General features: G+C 45.7%; 17 protein-coding genes. 13 read left to right on the top strand and 4 right to left on the bottom strand.

Annotated features, from left to right (window positions below):
• The first annotated feature begins 369 nt into the window (after window positions 1-369).
• Complete coding sequence (locus XZ46_RS04160; RefSeq protein ID WP_006621434.1) at window positions 370-1563, top strand: COP23 domain-containing protein; 1194 nt, start codon at window positions 370-372, stop codon at window positions 1561-1563.
• Between the two features lie 173 nt (window positions 1564-1736).
• Here XZ46_RS04160 and XZ46_RS04155 read toward each other — a convergent pair whose 3' ends face one another.
• Window positions 1737-2768 (bottom strand): C39 family peptidase, encoded by a 1032-nt coding sequence (locus XZ46_RS04155; RefSeq protein WP_006621435.1) that lies wholly within the window; start codon window positions 2766-2768, stop codon window positions 1737-1739.
• 178 nt (window positions 2769-2946) lie between these two features.
• Window positions 2947-3381, bottom strand: a complete 435-nt coding sequence (locus XZ46_RS04150) for a ferritin-like domain-containing protein (RefSeq protein ID WP_006621436.1) — start codon at window positions 3379-3381, stop codon at window positions 2947-2949.
• A gap of 450 nt (window positions 3382-3831) precedes the next feature.
• On the opposite strand from XZ46_RS04150, the gene XZ46_RS04145 reads away from it, so the two are divergent.
• From XZ46_RS04145 to cbiQ, 4 genes are all read left to right on the top strand, one after another.
• The gene (locus tag XZ46_RS04145) at window positions 3832-4773 is read left to right on the top strand and encodes a hypothetical protein (protein ID WP_008057277.1); all 942 of its coding nucleotides are present in this window, start codon (window positions 3832-3834) and stop codon (window positions 4771-4773) included.
• A 63-nt stretch (window positions 4774-4836) separates the two neighbouring features.
• A complete protein-coding gene (locus XZ46_RS04140; protein WP_006621438.1) occupies window positions 4837-5352 on the top strand; it encodes a hypothetical protein in 516 nt (171 codons plus the stop codon).
• Window positions 5353-5385: 33 nt separating this feature from the next.
• A complete protein-coding gene (cbiM, locus tag XZ46_RS04135; RefSeq protein ID WP_006621439.1) occupies window positions 5386-6030 on the top strand; it encodes a cobalt transporter CbiM in 645 nt (214 codons plus the stop codon).
• 427 nt (window positions 6031-6457) lie between these two features.
• Window positions 6458-7228 (top strand): cobalt ECF transporter T component CbiQ, encoded by a 771-nt coding sequence (gene cbiQ / locus XZ46_RS04130; protein WP_006621440.1) that lies wholly within the window; start codon window positions 6458-6460, stop codon window positions 7226-7228.
• 15 nt (window positions 7229-7243) lie between these two features.
• Here the strand turns inward: cbiQ and tsaB are convergent, their stop codons facing one another.
• On the bottom strand, window positions 7244-7876 hold the full coding sequence (tsaB, locus tag XZ46_RS04125) for a tRNA (adenosine(37)-N6)-threonylcarbamoyltransferase complex dimerization subunit type 1 TsaB (RefSeq protein ID WP_008052838.1): 633 nt from the start codon (window positions 7874-7876) through the stop codon (window positions 7244-7246).
• Window positions 7877-8005: 129 nt separating this feature from the next.
• Window positions 8006-8683: a hypothetical protein gene (locus XZ46_RS04120; protein WP_008052839.1), complete on the bottom strand. Its 678-nt coding sequence runs from the start codon at window positions 8681-8683 to the stop codon at window positions 8006-8008.
• Window positions 8684-8998: 315 nt separating this feature from the next.
• On the opposite strand from XZ46_RS04120, the gene XZ46_RS04115 reads away from it, so the two are divergent.
• The 8 genes from XZ46_RS04115 (at window position 8999) to XZ46_RS04085 (ending at window position 17473) form a co-directional block, all read left to right on the top strand.
• Complete coding sequence (locus tag XZ46_RS04115) at window positions 8999-9577, top strand: hypothetical protein (protein WP_008057225.1); 579 nt, start codon at window positions 8999-9001, stop codon at window positions 9575-9577.
• Between the two features lie 51 nt (window positions 9578-9628).
• Window positions 9629-9853, top strand: a complete 225-nt coding sequence (locus XZ46_RS04110; RefSeq protein WP_008057227.1) for a hypothetical protein — start codon at window positions 9629-9631, stop codon at window positions 9851-9853.
• A gap of 109 nt (window positions 9854-9962) precedes the next feature.
• On the top strand, window positions 9963-13517 hold the full coding sequence (locus XZ46_RS04105) for a CHAT domain-containing protein (RefSeq protein ID WP_008057229.1): 3555 nt from the start codon (window positions 9963-9965) through the stop codon (window positions 13515-13517).
• A 97-nt stretch (window positions 13518-13614) separates the two neighbouring features.
• Entirely contained in the window at window positions 13615-14193 is a 579-nt protein-coding gene (locus tag XZ46_RS04100) for a hypothetical protein (RefSeq protein WP_008057231.1), read from the top strand.
• A 51-nt stretch (window positions 14194-14244) separates the two neighbouring features.
• Entirely contained in the window at window positions 14245-14385 is a 141-nt protein-coding gene (locus XZ46_RS35180; protein ID WP_008057233.1) for a hypothetical protein, read from the top strand.
• 231 nt (window positions 14386-14616) lie between these two features.
• Window positions 14617-14841: a hypothetical protein gene (locus XZ46_RS04095; RefSeq protein ID WP_006621447.1), complete on the top strand. Its 225-nt coding sequence runs from the start codon at window positions 14617-14619 to the stop codon at window positions 14839-14841.
• A complete protein-coding gene (locus XZ46_RS04090; protein WP_006621448.1) occupies window positions 14838-15239 on the top strand; it encodes a type II toxin-antitoxin system death-on-curing family toxin in 402 nt (133 codons plus the stop codon). The genes XZ46_RS04095 and XZ46_RS04090 overlap by 4 nt, the downstream gene beginning before the upstream one ends.
• A gap of 104 nt (window positions 15240-15343) precedes the next feature.
• The gene (locus tag XZ46_RS04085) at window positions 15344-17473 is read left to right on the top strand and encodes a CHAT domain-containing protein (protein ID WP_008057236.1); all 2130 of its coding nucleotides are present in this window, start codon (window positions 15344-15346) and stop codon (window positions 17471-17473) included.
• Window positions 17474-17479: the final 6 nt, after the last annotated feature.

The raw sequence follows: 17479 nt of genomic DNA, 5'->3' as shown, positions 1-17479 counted from the left end.
ACTGTACACTTACTATTGTATACTGTCTTTTTAGAAGTGTGATGCTGACCCCAGACAAAAATCAACAAAACTCAGCAATTCGACATTATGGATAAATGATGCACATTTTGGCAGTTTTGTCAAGTGCGGAGAAGCGATCGCCACTGGTACATCGCCACTGATTCAGGGTAAATATTGAGTGGGATTACCTATTTAGTGATTTAGTTGGGTAGAATGGGAGTGATGGGAATGTGCCACAATGGAACAGAGGGGCGGCGATCATGCGTCAGGGTTGGTACAGCCATTAGGAAATAGATAATTGCTGGTGAGGTCGTCAGTAGTGATAGGCTCGACTTGCCTTTCTATGTGAAAAGTGTTCGGAGAAAAACTATGAATATTACCAGTCTTAAACATTGGTCTGTAGGCACAGCAGCGTTAGGCATTCTGGCTCTGCATAGTGTCGCACCCAGTCTAGCTCAGTATTATCCCTTCTATAGCTTTTTTAACCCCATGTCTTCCTACTACGAGTCAGAAGACGATTTAGGGTTAGCAGAGGTTATAGGTAAACAGGACAGATTGAGGACACTGGGGAAAGCCTTACAAGACACCGGTTTGAGCCAACAACTCCAGGGGGAAACTTACACCATTTTAGCGCCAACAGACGCAGCTTTTGCTAATCTGCCCCGTGAAATGCGCGATCGCCTTTTCCGGCCAGAAAATCAGGGAATGCTGCGAGAGATTTTAAACTATCACGTTGTCGCTGGTCGCATCACCCAGCAGCAGGTAGAATCCGGGGAAATCACGACTCGGCAAGGGAACACTGTTCGCATTAGTGGCAACCCCAGAGACCAAAAACTAATGCTTAACGAGGCTAACGCTGATCAGTTACCAATTCCCGGTCCTAATGATAGTGTAATTGTAGTGATTGATCGAGTTTTGTTACCCCCCGGACTCATTCCCCTAGGAATCCAAAGCACAAACCCCCCCCAGGAAACAACTCAGCCGATACCAACTAATGATAATTCCTCTAACCAGGCTATGGTCAACCCTCCCCCAGTTTCCAGAACTCAGTTTATCTGTGAACAAGGGCCAGACGGTTTACCTACCACCTATGCAGTCACACCCAGAGGAAGGGTTCCTGTGATTAAATGGTATTCGGACTATTTCAGTGGTTCCGGCTATACCTCTGAACAACGCTGTCGGGAAGTTTCCGCGCGGTTCCAAAACTTTTACAGTTTGGGTTGGTTAAATTACATTACCCACGGCATAGTTAATCGCCAAAATGTCGTATGTGTGGCTAGTGACAATGCCATTCCCTGTTCAGGCGATCGCGTTTTATTCACTCTCAAACCCGGCTCAGACCCTGTGACTACTGTACAACAGCTTTTTAATGTTCGTGCCGGAGCCAGTAGTCCCCTATTTGAAAGCGAAGACGACAGCGGCGTGTATATTGACTTTAACAATTTTCTGGAAGCCACCCCAGTAGAAGGCACATCTACTCCCGCTACCCCATCTACTCCCGCTACCCCATCTACTCCTGTCACCCCAGGAAATAATCCCCCTTCTGGTGGACCAATTTGGTAGTCGTGAAGACCGAGGCACAGAAAACCGGAATTTCTAGTGATATTTTGTGCTTCAATTACAGCCTGTTCAGAAATCATCTGATCACCTCTCAAAGTCCCTCTCCCTCTCTGGGATCCAGATTTAGGGTGAGGGCAATGTATTAAGCGACTGGTGAACAAGCTGTATCCCTAAAATTATGGGGCAATAAAGTGAACCCAAAAATTGCCGTCAGGGAGGCACAGCCGCCGGATTAAAGAGTAAGAATAGGTGAGATATGCGCCACTTAAATCAGTACGATATCCACTAGAGAACCATTCGCCATAGGGGTCGTGAACTATGAACCCAGAGCTATTATAACCTACTACTGGCATGATGTGACCAAAGGAGGTAAAATAACCATGAATTACCGTAGGTTTTCCTTCCGCCAACCATTCTTTCACATCATCAATAGTCGCGTTAGTGGTGAAGTAGTCTTTACAGCCATACTCTCGGACAATTTTGGCTAAATCTTGGGGACTGTGGCGGCTATAGCCCTTATTGAGAGCATATTCATATAACTCATCTTCAAATTGACCATAACTAACCCGACGACGAGCCTGATAATAGCTGAGACACATAGCGATCGAGGTAACATTACATGATCCCGTAGGATTAAACCAGTTATCGAGTTGAGAAAAATAGGGAAAGTTCCGCAATCTCACTTCCGCTGGTAATAACTTGGGATAAACTAACTTTTTCCCCTGATATATTTCCCCGTGTTTATCAAAAATATACCAGATTGAATGCTGTTTAAAAGTTTCACTTCTGAGAGCAACTCTGATGTGATTTCGGTCTGGTTCAAAGGCTAATAACTGAAATTCTTGCCCAGCTTTAGCACCTTGTTTTTCCGATTCACTTAATTGAGCAGAATCAACGGGTCTCAGCTTCAGAATTGTATCCCTAGTGATTTTCAGGATGGGTATATCTGTGCGAATATCCTCTGGTTTCGTGTTCAGTAATTTTTGGGCGGTGATAGTTCCCAAAAAACCGCTTTCCCGACATTCTAACAACGCTTGAAAACGGTGCATAGCCGCATTTGACTTGGGGCCATAAATGCCATCGACAGGGGGATCAAGTAAGTTCAAACTCACCAAAATATTTTGAATCTGACGGGTGAGTTCTTCATCTGTGGCGATATCTTTGACATCGTAACGTTTATCTGTATTGACGATATCCTGGAGTTTCATCGTGGGTATTTATCTCAAATGGGATAGTAGGGTTATGGCCATCTTTTGGGTCTAGCTCAAATTAATCATAACATCAAAATCTTTCCCAGAGTCTTGATCATAGTTCAGCCTAGGTGGTTGAGAGGAATTAGACCGCCTAGGCTATTAATTGCTATAGTTTCACCGGGCCGACATAACCTCAGCTATAATCGCGTAACATCTTGCGAATTTCGATGCTGTGTAGTTCTTCCTGACCAATCATAGTGCGAGCATACTCTTCTAGGTAAATACTGGCATTTTCTACGGTTTCCAGTAGTTCTTTATACAAAGATAGAGCTTTTTTCTCATGGTTGAAACTTTCCGCCAATAAATCCTGTACCGAATGCTGATAAGTTTCCTCAATGGGAGCAATTTTTTGGCTGGGATGTCCTTCTAATCCTGTGAGAATTTCCCCCGCTTGTTGAGCATGGGTGAGGGACTCGGTAGCTTGAGCTTGAAAAAACTGCACAATGGGTAAACGATTGGGTCCGGTCACCATTAAGGAATAGTGAGTGTATCGAACCACCCCAGCTAACTCAAATTCCATGATGGAGTTAAGTAGCTCAATGGTTTTGTCCTGGTCAAGGTCTCTCATAATTTTCTATTAGTCTGTGAATCCCGCTTGACATCCTTCGGCCCTGAAAGGGACTGGGTTTGATAACTTCCCCAACCCCCATGATTACCATAACGATTATAGGACATTATGGCACGAGTTAACATTTGCTGCTAGTAGGTTGAGATGGCATTAGGGATATTCAGCTTAATTTATACCATGAAAAACGAAATTTGTCAAGGGGTAAATCGAAAAATTTAATCAGGGTCGGAGTGGTTAAGCAGTCCGGTTTAGGGGAATTGTCAAACTTTCATAAATCCCGGAAATATGGGCGCGTTAATCGAGAATTATTGAACCTTAAATATCTGGCAAGCCTCAACCAAACCAGAAATTTACCCCCCCTAGTAAGATAATGTGATATTGGGGGCAATAATTAAGAATCACAGAATTGATAAATATGCCCCCCAAGGGCATTGTCAAATCAGACAATTTATGATTATGGAAAATCTGAGTGGTTTTAGGTATAATGTTGGTGGCAAACCCGACCATTGGTGTAATATGAACAAACAGTTGGGCAGATTAGGCAATATATTATTGTTGAGTACGATCGCATTATGTGCTTGTGCTGACACCGATAACCTACAGAGTCAAACATCAGAAACCCCTCCCTCCGAAACCACTGCTATACAGCCAGGGTCGGCGGAAATTGGGACTATGGAATTTCGCGCCAATGGAGAAGATTTTATCCGGGAAGGTTTCGTGAGTAAAGATGGTTGGGAACTAGCATTTAATCATGTTTATGTAACCTTGGCGAATGCCCAAGCCTATCAAACTTTAATCCCCTATAATCCCCACGCGGGAGTAGAACCCCTAGCCCAACAAATCATCAGTTTAGTAGAATTTAAAACCGTGGATTTAGCAGGAGGTGACCAGAGTGCAGAAACGATTTTAGTTAATCAAGTCCCCGCACCACCGGGGCGCTATAATGCGATTTCGTGGCAAATGGTTCCGGCGGTAGATGGTATGGCTGCGGGTTATTCATTAATGCTAGTGGGGAGGGCATCAAAAGATGGTCTAACTGTACCATTTAACCTGAGATTTAATCAAGAAATGGCGTTTACTTGTGGTGATTATGTGGGAGAAAAACGCAAAGGTATTTTGCAGCCAGGGAGTCGCGCCAACCTAGAAGCCACCTTTCATTTTGATCACTTATTTGGAGACCGAGAAGCGGAAGCGGAGGCGGCGATTAATACTCGTGCATTAGGTTTTGAACCCCTAGCAGCGATCGCCACTTCCGAGGGTGTAGATGCCAATTTAGATACACTCAGAGAACAACTAGCGACCGAGGACTATCAGAGAATCATGGAAATTTTACCGAATTTAGCCCATGTGGGTGAGGGTCACTGCGCCGAAAAGCAGATGCAAAGAGATTGATAAACTCCCACGGAATTAGGGTAAATTATCAATTACTTATTGTTGAATAATCAGGAGGATTTCATGAACTGGAAACTTTGTATATCCCTACTATTTTGGACGATCGCCATACCGGAATCAGCGATCGCCCATGGGGTCATAGTCCAATCTCAAACCACCTCAGCCATAAAAATTAATGCCACCTACGACACCGGGACACCCATGGCTAACGCCGAGGTGAGAATTTACACCCCCCAAGACCCCACTACCCCTTGGATGACCGGAAACACCGACGAAAATGGTCACTTTGTCTTCATTCCCGACCACGATAATAGCGGTTTGTGGGAAGCCACCGTCCGTCAAGCAGGACATGGGGCGTTAATTGCCATTCCCGTGAGTCCCCCAGGGGAACAGGTATCTCACAGCAGCGAAAATGCGATCGCTTCCAATTCCGCATCAAACCCCGTACAGAAATGGGTAGCCGCCGCCGCCGTAATTTGGGGATTTATCGGCACCGCCCTATTTTTTACCCGATTAAAACCCTCTGATGAGACGGGAGACAACAGCCCCCCTATAACCTCTCAAGAATCCGAAAACTAACCCACCATCAAACCTGACAAATATCATTAAATCATGCACATTTCCGAGGGTATTATTCCCGCGCAAACTTGTTTAGCTGGTTATGGAATCACCGGTTTATTAACCTGGTATTCTCTGCGTCAAATCAACCGACAAGCCAACCCCACCGCAAACATTCCCAAAGCCTCCCTTTTAACCGCCGCCTTTTTCGTCGCTTCCTCCATACATATCCCCATCCCTCCCGCCAGTGTTCATCTACTCTTAAATGGTCTACTGGGGGCGATTTTAGGATATTATGCTTTTCCGGCTATTTTAATCGGCTTAATATTCCAGGCGATTATATTCGGACATGGGGGATTAACCACCCTGGGAATTAATGCCATAATTATGGGAATTCCAGCTATAATAGCCGCCCTAATTTTTCAAAGTAGACATCGATTTAGTCAGCGTTTTAAACCTACCATCAGCCTAAATTTATTCGGGTTTGTAGCAGGTGCGTCTAGTGTAGGTTTGTCAACCATCTTATTTTTGACCATCCTGATTACCAATCTTCCCTCGACCCTGGAAAGTGAAGCCGAAAAAGCTGCCATTATCGCCCTAATTATCGCCCATATTCCCCTGATGTTTATTGAGGGAGTATTTACCGCCATGGTGGTTAATTTTCTGAATAGAGTCAAGCCAGAATTATTAACCCAATAACCCCTATTATAACTTGTTTACCAGTCGCTTAATACATTTCCCTCACCCTAAATCCCTCAGTCGCTTAATACATTTCCCTCACCCTAAATCCCCCAGTCGCTTAATACATTTCCCTCACCCTAAATCCCTCAGTCGCTTAATACATTTCCCTCACCCTAAATCCCTCAGTCCCTTAATACATTTCCCTCACCCTAAATCCCTCAGTCCCTTAATACATTTCCCTCACCCTAAATCCCTCAGTCCCTTAATACATTTCCCTCACCCTAAATCCCCCAGTCCCTTAATACATTTCCCTCACCCTAAATCCCTCTCCCAGAGAGGAGAGGGACTTTGAGATGTGATCAGATGATTTCTGAAGAGACTGTATTGATGGGGGAGTCTGAATAACCCCCCTTAACTCACCCTTCCTAAACCGGAGAGATTAACCATGAAATTTAGGATCGATGAGTATGCTAATCTCGATTCATTTATTCATAGATGGAACCCCCAATCAAAACTAATTGGATTGGGAATCTTAATGTTTGCTTTTGCTAATGTTCAACAACTCTGGCTAGTCCCCCCCATGTTGCTAGTCACATTAACATTATACACCATATCCAAACTGCCGCTATCCTTTTTAGGCGATCGCCTACAATATCCCGGACTGTTTATATTGGGGGTAGTTGGCTTATTGCCATTTATTTCCGGTCAGACCGTCTTATGGTCTTGGGGTCCCCTGATTATTCGCCAGGAGGGAAGTCTAGCCGTTTTGCTAATTGCTAGTAGATTTTTAGCCATTTTCACCACCGGAGTTGTCTTGCTGGGGACCTGTTCATTTATCACCCTAATTAAAGCCATGCGATCGCTTGGTTTATCCCCCATTTTAGCCGATATGTTATTAATATCCTACCGATATATATTTGAACTCAGCCATCAGTTGCAAATGATGAAACGCGCCACCATATTAAGAGGTTTTCAACCCCACCAATTCAGTCGTCGCAATTTGCAGATTTACGCAGCCTTAGCCGGGAGTTTATTAATTCGTAGTTATCAACAGTCGGAACAGGTCTATAAAGCCATGCAATTGCGAGGTTATGGCATCCCCGACAAAACCCATAAACCGTGGGAGTTTTTGACCGACTTGCCTAGTGCGATCGCCCTGGGAATCAGTTTAATTTTAGCCACCCTATTTGTCACCCTTTCCACCATCTCCACTTAACCGCAAATGGTCGGATTAATCCCCTTTAAAATTCTGAACCGGATGCTGTCCATAAAATGGTAAAGCATCCGACCAGTGGGGGCGATTTCCCTGTTGCCATAACAGAGTAGCCAATCCCAATATAGCACAACTTGTCTGTCCGAGTCCACCCGTCAGCGAGATTTTTTCTAATGGTTTTTCTTCTTGAGATAACCGCATTTCCCACTGTGAGGCAGACATGACACTATCAGGCAATTTGGTCACCAAACCCTGGGCAGAAACCTGATAAATAGCCACAAATAATTCTCCCCGTTGTGCCGGCATTTCTAGGGCAATATTCCCCGCATAATCCCCCGCTAAATTATAGGCAGCCGCCGCCAAAGTAGAAATCGCAAACAGGGGAATATCTAACTGTTGTGCGAGGGTTCTCGCCGTCACCACTCCCAAGCGAGTCCCCGTAAAACTTCCCGGACCCCGCGCCACCGCTATTAGTTGTAAATCCGCCCAAGTTTGAGGGGGCATAAATTCCGATATATGTTGATGGAGTTGGGTTGATAAATCCCTCCCCAAATGCCAAGTTTGGCAGCGCACAGGTTCCCCAAACTTCCCCATAGCTAAACCCAATTCGGGGCTACTGGTATGGATAGCGAAACCATAGTTTTTTGCCATTAGTGTACCTTGTGTAACTCACTGATATTATGCTATCCTAATAGGTGTCAGTTTCCCCATACAACCCATGGAAATCCCGTTAACCAAACCCAGGTCAAGGAAAAAGGCTATAACCGCCCATCATTAAAGTTATTTGGGACCCGGTTCTGGACTCAGAATAATCACATATTCTCCCGCTGTGCTTTGCTGAATAATCACCAGGGGAGGGCGCACATTAGGGGGGGCATTTTCTGGTAATGATGGGAAAATATAATATTGACTGTCTCGGTCAATTAACAGTCGCCAGATGCTGGAGTTATCCGCCTGGGTTTTGTCGTTATAATCTCGCTGTAGTAACATCTGATAAAGTTCTAAATCCCCGATAAATCGAAAATTTCCCACTACTGGGTCATCAGTCAAGTCGTAGATTTTGCGACCTAGGGGAAGCCGATTTTCTGGGGTAATTATAGTTACCACAGGCAACATTGATGTATGGTTATGGGCATCTCGAATCGCGTCTAGGTTTCCCTGGGTTTGACCTAGATAAAATAGACCCGCCAAACACCAACCCGCAATCACCAATTCATTGACAAAGTTTTTATCATAGTTAATGGGTTGGAAATCCGGCAAAGCATTCAAAGTGCGAGTCGCGCGAGAGTGGTGCTGTTTGATGCTTATTTTTAACAGATAATGACGGCTGGTGTTCATGAAATTCGCGAATTTGCCGCTACTCCATTCCAGTAATTTGAGACTCAGAAAAATTAGCAGAAAGGTAGCGATCGCCACCCGAAAAGTGCGCCAGAAAGTAGACCAATCGCCCCCCGACAAATGCCCAAAAAATACCTAAATCGGGGCAATAAAAAATGATTTTATCGGCAAATCTAACGTGGTCACTTCTAGTTTAAAAAAGGCGAAATATGCCCAGCGGTAAATCCAGCCCGTAAAATACAAGCCGACTCCTAAGATAGTTAATAAACTGGCTAATTTACTAAACATTAAACCTCCGTTTATCGCCAATTGAACCCAGAACCATGGGGGGTAGGGGAATGACTACTTAGCCAATGTCAAGGGGGAAGTTTCCGAAAAAGGGTCGAGTCAGCTTGAAGATGTTAGTATTAAATCATATCGTCTCTCACTCCTGCCATGAGAACTCCTCAACTGATGATTTGCCTATCCCTAGCTGGTCTGACGATCGCCACCGGTGACATTCAACCAGCGATCGCCCTCCCGGTAATTGTAGCCCAAAACCAAGCACAAAATAAACCGATTCCGGTTTCCTTGCCGACCCGGGCGGCGGTGACTCTGGTTAATGGCGGTCAACGCTCCGGTCAACTGGTTGAAATTAACCCTCAATATCTCGTTGTAACACGAGGTGAGAGTCGCGGTCAAGAAGCGATCGCCAATGTTTCCCGCGTGCAATTTAGCGGGGATATTTGGTGGCCAACTTCCGACGGTCGGATGGTGATTCGCGGCGACCATGAGAACACAGGCGGAAACCCCCGACGCTTCCGGGTGCGGGTGGATGGATTAGTTTGGGAAGATGCGGATAAAGGCATTTTGGCGATCGCCCCAGAAGCGGTTATCGCAGTAGATGATGAACCCGGCATTCCCAGGAGTATGAGGAACATAATTCATAGTCGTTATGTGGTGACTGCCATAGAATTTTACCCCCAGAATTCCGAGTTAATTATCACGGCGAAATTGCTATCCCCTTCCGAATAGTTAGGGGAACTGGGATGATAATTTTAACTGAACCTCATTGAGGAATGAATTATGGAAAAGACCAATATTAAGGAAGAAGCAAAACGCCTGATTGATGAACTTCCGGATAATTCGACTTGGGATGACCTGATGTATTCGATTTATGTCAGGCAAATGGTGGAAGCGGGAATAGCTGACAGCGAAAATGGTAAAGTAACTGCCGTTGAAGATGTTCGGAAAAAATTTAGCTTCCCGTCGGTGGGGTGTAACGCCGCTTCCCGTAGCCGCTTCCCGTAGGTTGGGTGTAACGCAGTGAAACCCAACTAACTTCTCGTCGGTGGGGTGTAACGCCGCGAAACCCAACATCGATTTCCCATTAATAGTAGGTGGTGCAATGAAAAAATTAATGATTGGTTCTCTATTGGGAGTAACAATGCTAGTGGCGACTCCCGCCATATTCCCAATTCTGACACAGCGCAGTTATGCCCAAACCTCCCAGACTCAGGCGGCACAACTGCAACAACTGATTGATTTGGGAGTCCAGCAAACTCAGCAAGGGCAACCTTTACAAGCCATAGAAACACTTAAACAAGCCCTAGCTATTGCCCAAAGCCTTCCAAGTCGAGAAGACGAAGCTTTTGCAAACCTTGTTCTGGGTTTCAACTATCATCGGATCGGTCAACCCCAGGAAGCCTTAACATACTTACAGCAAGCATTACCCATATGGCGGGAAGTTAGCGATCGCAGCGAAGAAGCTGATACTCTCGGTAATATTGGTGGAGTTTACAGCAATATTGGTCAACCCCAAGAAGCCTTAAAATACTACCAACAAGCATTACCCATTTTTCGTGAAGTAAGCGATCGCGCCAGGGAAGCCACTACCCTCAATAATATCGGTGCAGTTTACCGCGCTATCGGTCAACCCCAGCAAGCTTTAACATACTTACAGCAAGCATTACCCATATGGCGGGAAGTTAGCGATCGCAGCGAGGAAGCCAATACCCTCAATAATATCGCTGGAGTTTACCGCCAAATAGGTAAACCCCAGGAAGCCTTAACATACTTACAGCAAGCATTATCTATCACGCGGGAAGTTAGCGATCGCGCCGGGGAAGTCAATACTCTCAATAGTATCGGTGTAGTTTACAGCCAAATAGGTCAACCTCAGGAAGCCTTAACATACTACCAGCAAGTATTACCAATATGGCGGGAAGTGAGCGATCGCGCCGGGGAAGCCACTACTCTCAATAATATCGGTGCAGTTTACAGCGATATGGGTCAACCGCAGGAAGCCTTAAAATACTACCAGCAAGCATTACCCATTTTTCGGGAAGTAATCGATCGCAGGAATGAAGCTAATACTCTCAATAACATTGGTGGATTTTACAGCGATATTGGTCAACCCCAGGAAGCTTTAACATACTACCAGCAAGCATTATCCATTTTTCGGGAAGTAAGCGATCGCGCCGGGGAAGCCACTACTCTCAATAATATCGGTGCAGTTTACAGCGATATGGGTCAACCGCAGGAAGCCTTAAAATACTACCAGCAAGCATTACCCATTTTTCGGGAAGTAATCGATCGCAGGAATGAAGCTAATACTCTCAATAACATTGGTGGATTTTACAGCGATATTGGTCAACCCCAGGAAGCCTTAACATACTTACAGCAAGCATTAGCCATTTTCCGAGGAGTCAGCGATCGCAGGAGTGAAGCTAATACTCTCAATAACATTGGTGGATTTTACAGCGATATTGGTCAACCCCAGGAAGCTTTAAAATACTACGAACAAGCACTACTCATCAGGCGGGAAGTGAGCGATCGCGCTGGGGAAGCCGGGACTCTCCATAACATCGGTGCAGTTTACCGCGATATTGGTCAACCCCAGGAAGCCTTAACATACTTACAGCAAGCATTAGCCATTTTCCGAGGAGTCAGCGATCGCAGGAGTGAAGCTAATACTCTCAATAACATTGGTGGATTTTACAGCGATATTGGTCAACCCCAGGAAGCTTTAAAATACTACCAGCAAGCATTATCCATTTTTCAGGAAGTAAGCGATCGCAGGAGTGAAGCTAATACTCTCAATAACATTGGTGGATTTTACAGCGATATTGGTCAACCCCAGGAAGCTTTAAAATACTACGAACAATCATTATCCATCAGGCGGGAAGTAAGCGATCGCAGCGGTGAAGCTAATACTCTCAATAACATTGGTGGATTTTACAGCGATATTGGTCAACCCCAGGAAGCTTTAAAATACTACGAACAAGCATTACCCATATCGCAGGAAGTCAGCGATCGCAGACAGGAAGCCGCTACTCTCAGTAATATTGGTGCAGCTTACAGTCAAATAGGTCAACCCCAGGAAGCCTTAACATACTTACAGCAAGCATTACCCATTAGCCGGGAAGTTAGCGATCGCAGTGGGGAAGCCACTACTCTCAGTAATATGGGTTTACTTTACCGCGATATCGGTCAACCCCAGACCGCCATCGAAAACTTGGAAAAATCCGTACAAATTACCCTAGAAATCCGTGCAGGTTTGCAACAGGAAAACCGCGAATCATTCCTAGAAAGTAACCGAGGAACTCCCGTCGGCCTCGTCGATCTCCTCATTGACCAAAACCAACCCGACCAAGCCTTTAAATGGTATAACCTCGCCACCACCTTCGACCTCGCCGACTATACCCGCCTTATCGATGCCCAAGTTAGTAATCCACAAGCCCAAAAAATGATTGACCAGTGGAATCAAAACCATCAACGCCTACAATTCCTTTACACCCAAATTGACGACAACTGGACACCCCAACTCTCTCAACAAATCAACCAATTACAAACCGAAAACAGCCAACTAGCTGAGGATATCTCCCGCCAATATCCAGAAGTTTCCGAACTCTTTGAAACCACCCCCCAAGACATCGAAACTCTCAAAGCCAACATCGCCCCCGGAACCCTGGTTATTCAACCAGTTTTGTTAACTAATATTCGTAACGTCGAGGATAAAATCGGCATTTTTTTAGTCAGCCGCGACCAAGCCACCCTCGTCCGCACCATTCCCATTAACCCCAGCGAATTTGATGCCATCCTCACCGAATATCGCACCCAAATCCAAAACCACAACTCCGACAACTACGAGCGCCATCAAGAACTACTGTATGATTATCTCATTCGTCCGGTAGAGGCGGATATTGCTGCCTATTCTCCCGAACAAATCGCCATTATTGCCACCGGAAAACTCCGTTATATCCCCTTTGAAACCCTCTATGATAATCAAAGGGACCAATACCTACTTGAAAAATACCCCATCCACTACCTCACCCGCATTTCCGCCACCCGTAACATCCCCAACAATCCCCGATTATCCACCAATGTTTTAGCCTTTGGCAACCCCACCCCCACCGCCCAAGAACTCCCCGGAGCGGAACAGGAAGCCCGCCAAGTTACGGAAATTTTATCAGGGGAATATTGGCTGAGGGAACAAGCGACCCGCGATCGTTTTTACAACGATTCTGCCCGGTTTAATGTCCTCCATTTGGCGACCCACGGCTGCTTTACCCTCAATGGATGTCCGGGGCTAGGTTTAGAGGCAAATAATATCTTATTTGCTAATGGTGAAAAATTCAATATTGCTGATGCCGCCTTGTTGGGATTAAACCAAACTAATTTGGTGGTTTTAAGTGCTTGTCAAACCGCCATGGAAGCGGAATCAGACGGGCGGGAATTTGCAGCGATCGCCTACTTATTTGAACGGGCGGGGGCGGATGCGGTGATTGCCAGCCTCTGGAATGCCGAGGATAATAAAACCCTCTTAATTATGACAGATTTTTATGAGAATGTCAACCAGGGAATGACCAAAGTTGAGGCTTTACGACAGGCGAAATTAACCTTCGCCCAAGAAGGCATACATCCCTTTTATTGGTCTCCTTTAATTCTGATTGGTGATGGCAGTTCTTTTTAAGGTGGATATCTGCCGCTGAGGGTCGGGAAGTTTCCGAAAAATAGCGGAGTCAGCTTGAAGATATTAATATGAGATTAGATTTGAACGGACACCTACGATGAGAACTCCTCAACTGATGATTTGCCTATCCCTAGCTGGTCTGACGATCGCCACCGGTGACATTCAACCAGCGATCGCCCTCCCGGTAATTGTAGCCCAAAACCAAGCACAAAATAAACCGATTCCGGTTTCCTTGCCGACCCGGGCGGCGGTGACTCTGGTTAATGGCGGTCAACGCTCCGGTCAACTGGTTGAAATTAACCCTCAATATCTCATTGTAACACGAGGTGAGAGTCGCGGTCAAGAAGCGATCGCCAATGTTTCCCGCGTGCAATTTAGCGGGGATATTTGGTGGCCAACTTCCGACGGTCGGATGGTGATTCGCGGCGACCATGAGAACACAGGCGGAAACCCCCGACGCTTCCGGGTGCGGGTGGATGGATTAGTTTGGGAAGATGCGGATAAAGGCATTTTGGCGATCGCACCAGAAGCCGTTATCGCAGTAGATGATGAACCCGGTGTTCCCAGGGGAATGAGGAACATAATTCATAGTCGTTATGTGGTGACTGCCATAGAATTTGACCGCCAGAATTCCGAGTTAATTATCACGGCGAAATTGCTATCCCCTTCCGAATAGTTAGGGGAACTGGGATGATAATTTTAACTGAACCTCATTGAGGAATGAATTATGGAAAAGACCAATATTAAAGAAGAAGCAAAACGCCTGATTGATGAACTTCCCGATAATTCGACTTGGGATGACCTGATGTATTCGATTTATGTCAGGCAAATGGTGGAAGCGGGAATAGCTGACAGCGGCTTCCCGTAGGTTGGGTGTAACGCAGTGAAACCCAACTAACTTCCCGTCGGTGGGGTGTAACGCCGCTTCCCGTAGGTTGGGTGTAACGCAGTGAAACCCAACTAACACTTTCTAGGATTATATAGCAACCGCCAGAGCGGTTCGGACTGAGCGACTAATTTTAGACCCGCCTTGAAATGAATTTGAAGGCTGATAGCAAAAGTCCACTCAAGTAGACTAAATAGACAAGAGGAGATCATCATGAATTCCGATATCCGTCAAGAAATTATTGACCTAGCCAGAGAACTACCCGATGATGTTTTGCCAGATGTTCTGACATTTTTACGCTTTATCAATGACCGCAAAAAACCAATAATTCCAGATAATGATACTGCCAATAATCAGGCAGAATCGAGTCGTGCGATCGCGGCTTATAAGGCGATCGCTGATAAGTACAAGAATGCGTTGCGGGAATTAGCAAAGTGAACCAACCATTATGGATATCCGAAGAAATTGTTAGATTCATTCATCAAGATCAAATTCAGCAGCATGGTGGTTGTTTGGGGATTAGGGATGAAAATTTGCTTTCTGCGAGTTTAGCAAGACCCCAACATTTATTTGCTTACAGTCAATGTAACTTATTCGATCTGGCTGCTGCTTATGGCTACAGTTTGACTAAAAATCATCCATTTATTGATGGAAACAAACGGACTGCTTTTGCAGTAATGGCAACATTTTTATTGGTCAATGGATATTTGCTTAACGTTCCAGAGACAGAGGTTGTCACTATAATGGAACGCTTGTCAACTGACCAGAAAACTCAGCAATCTTTAGCCGAGTGGTTAGCCCATAATTCCATAATTTCATCTCTGGATGAAACTTGAAATGATAGTGGGGTGTAACGCCGCGAAACCCAACTAACTTCCCGTCGGTGGGGTGTAACGCCGCGAAACCCAACATCGATTTCCCATTAATAGTAGGTGGTGCAATGAAAAGATTAATGATTGGTTCTCTATTGGGAGTAACAATGCTAGTGGCGACTCCCGCCATATTCCCAATTCTGACACAGCGCAGTTATGCCCAAACCTCCCAGACTCAGGCGGCACAACTGCAACAACTGATTGATTTGGGACTTCAGCAAACTCAGCAAAGGCAACCTTTACAAGCCATAGAAACACTTAAACAAGCCCTAGCTATTGCCCAAAGTATCCCAAGTCGAGAAGGGGAAGCATTCGTCAATCTTGGTCTAGGTTTAAACTATAATCGGAGCGGTCAACCCCAGGCAGCCTTAAACTTCTATCATCAAGCTGTGAGACTTTTTCAAGAAGTTAATGATCGCGCCAGGGAAGCCGCTACCCTCAGTAATATCGGTGAAGTTTACCGCGATATCGGTCTACCCCAGGAAGGGTTAATATACTTCCAGCAAGCATTATCTATCACGCGGGAAGTGAGCGATCGCACCGGTGAAGCCACTACTCTCCATAATATCGGTGCAGTTTACGGCGATATCGGTAAACCCCAGGAAGCCTTAACATACTTACAGCAAGCATTACCCATTAGGCGGGAAGTGAGCGATCGCGCCAGGGAAGCGGCTACCCTGTATAATATCGGTTTAGTTTACCGTGATATTGGTGAACCCCAGAAAGCGATCGACAACTTGGAAAAAGCCCTAAAAATCACCCTAGAAATACGAGCCGGGTTAGCACAGGAAAACCGCCAACAATTCCTACAAAATAACCGAGCGATATCGGTGGCTCTGGTGGATCTTCTCATCGACGAAAACCGACCCGACCAAGCCTTTAAATGGCATCACCTCGCCACCACCTTCGACCTCGCGGACTATAGCCACCTTATCGATGCCCAAGTTATTAATCCACCCGCCCAGAAACTGATTGACCAATGGAATGAAAACCATGAACGCCTAAAATTACTTTACGCCGAAGTTGACAACAACTGGACACCGGAACTATCCCAACAAATCAACGAATTACAAGCCGGAAATAGCCAAATCGCCGAGGATATCGCCCGCCAATATCCCGAAGTTGCGGAACTCTTTGAAACCACCCCGCAAGACCTGGAAAATCTCCGGGAAAATATCGCCCCCGGAACCCTAGTTATTCAACCGGTATTGTTAACAAATATCAGCGACGTTCCCGACACCATCGCCCTGTTTATCGTCAGCCGCGACCAAAAAGCGATCGTGAAAAAAACCCCGATTAACCCCAGCGAATTTGATGGCATCCTCACCGAATATCGCGCCCAACTCGAAAACCACAACTCCGAAAATTTCGATAGAAATCAAGAACTCCTGTATGATTATCTAATTCGTCCCATAGAGGCAGATATTGCCGCCCATTCTCCCGAAAAACTCGCGATTATTGCCCCCGGAAAACTGCGTTATATCCCCTTTGAAACTCTGTATGATAATCAAAGGAACCAACACCTAATTGAAAAGTACCCCATCCACTACCTGACGAGGATTTCCGCCCGTCGCCAATTACGCAGCAACACCACCTCATCCCCCCGTGTTTTAGCCTTTGGCAACCCCCAACCCAGCCCCTTTGATACCCCCGGAGCGGAACAGGAAGCCCGCCAAGTTACGGAAATTTTCTCAGGGGAATATTGGGTGAGGGAAGAAGCGACCCGCGACCGTTTTCAGAACGATTCTCCCCGGTTTAATATCCTCCATTTAGCCAACCCAATCTGCTTTCAAGCCAACGGATGTCCGGGGCTAGGTTTAGGGGCAAATCAGATATTATTTGCCCATGGAGAAACCTTCAATATTGCGGATATAGGATTGTTAGGATTAAACCAAACCAACTTGGTAGTTTTAAGTGGTGGTTTTCCAACCGGGATGGAAACCGAATCAGAGGGCGGCGGATTAGTAGCGATCGCCTACTTATTTGAACGGGCGGGAGCCGATGCCGTGATAGCCAGCCTCTGGAATGCGGAGGATAATACAACCCTCTTAATTATGACAGAATTTTATGAGAATGTCAAGCAGGGAATGACGAAAGCCGAAGCCTTACGGCAGGCGAAATTAACCTTCGCCCAAGAAGGCATACATCCCTTTTATTGGTCGCCATTAATTCTGATAGGTGATGGCGGTTCTTTTTAAGGTAGA

Source organism: Limnospira indica PCC 8005, from assembly GCF_000973065.1.
Taxonomy (GTDB): Bacteria; Cyanobacteriota; Cyanobacteriia; order Cyanobacteriales; family Microcoleaceae; genus Limnospira; species Limnospira fusiformis.
This window is presented reverse-complemented; position numbering and strand designations above follow the sequence as displayed.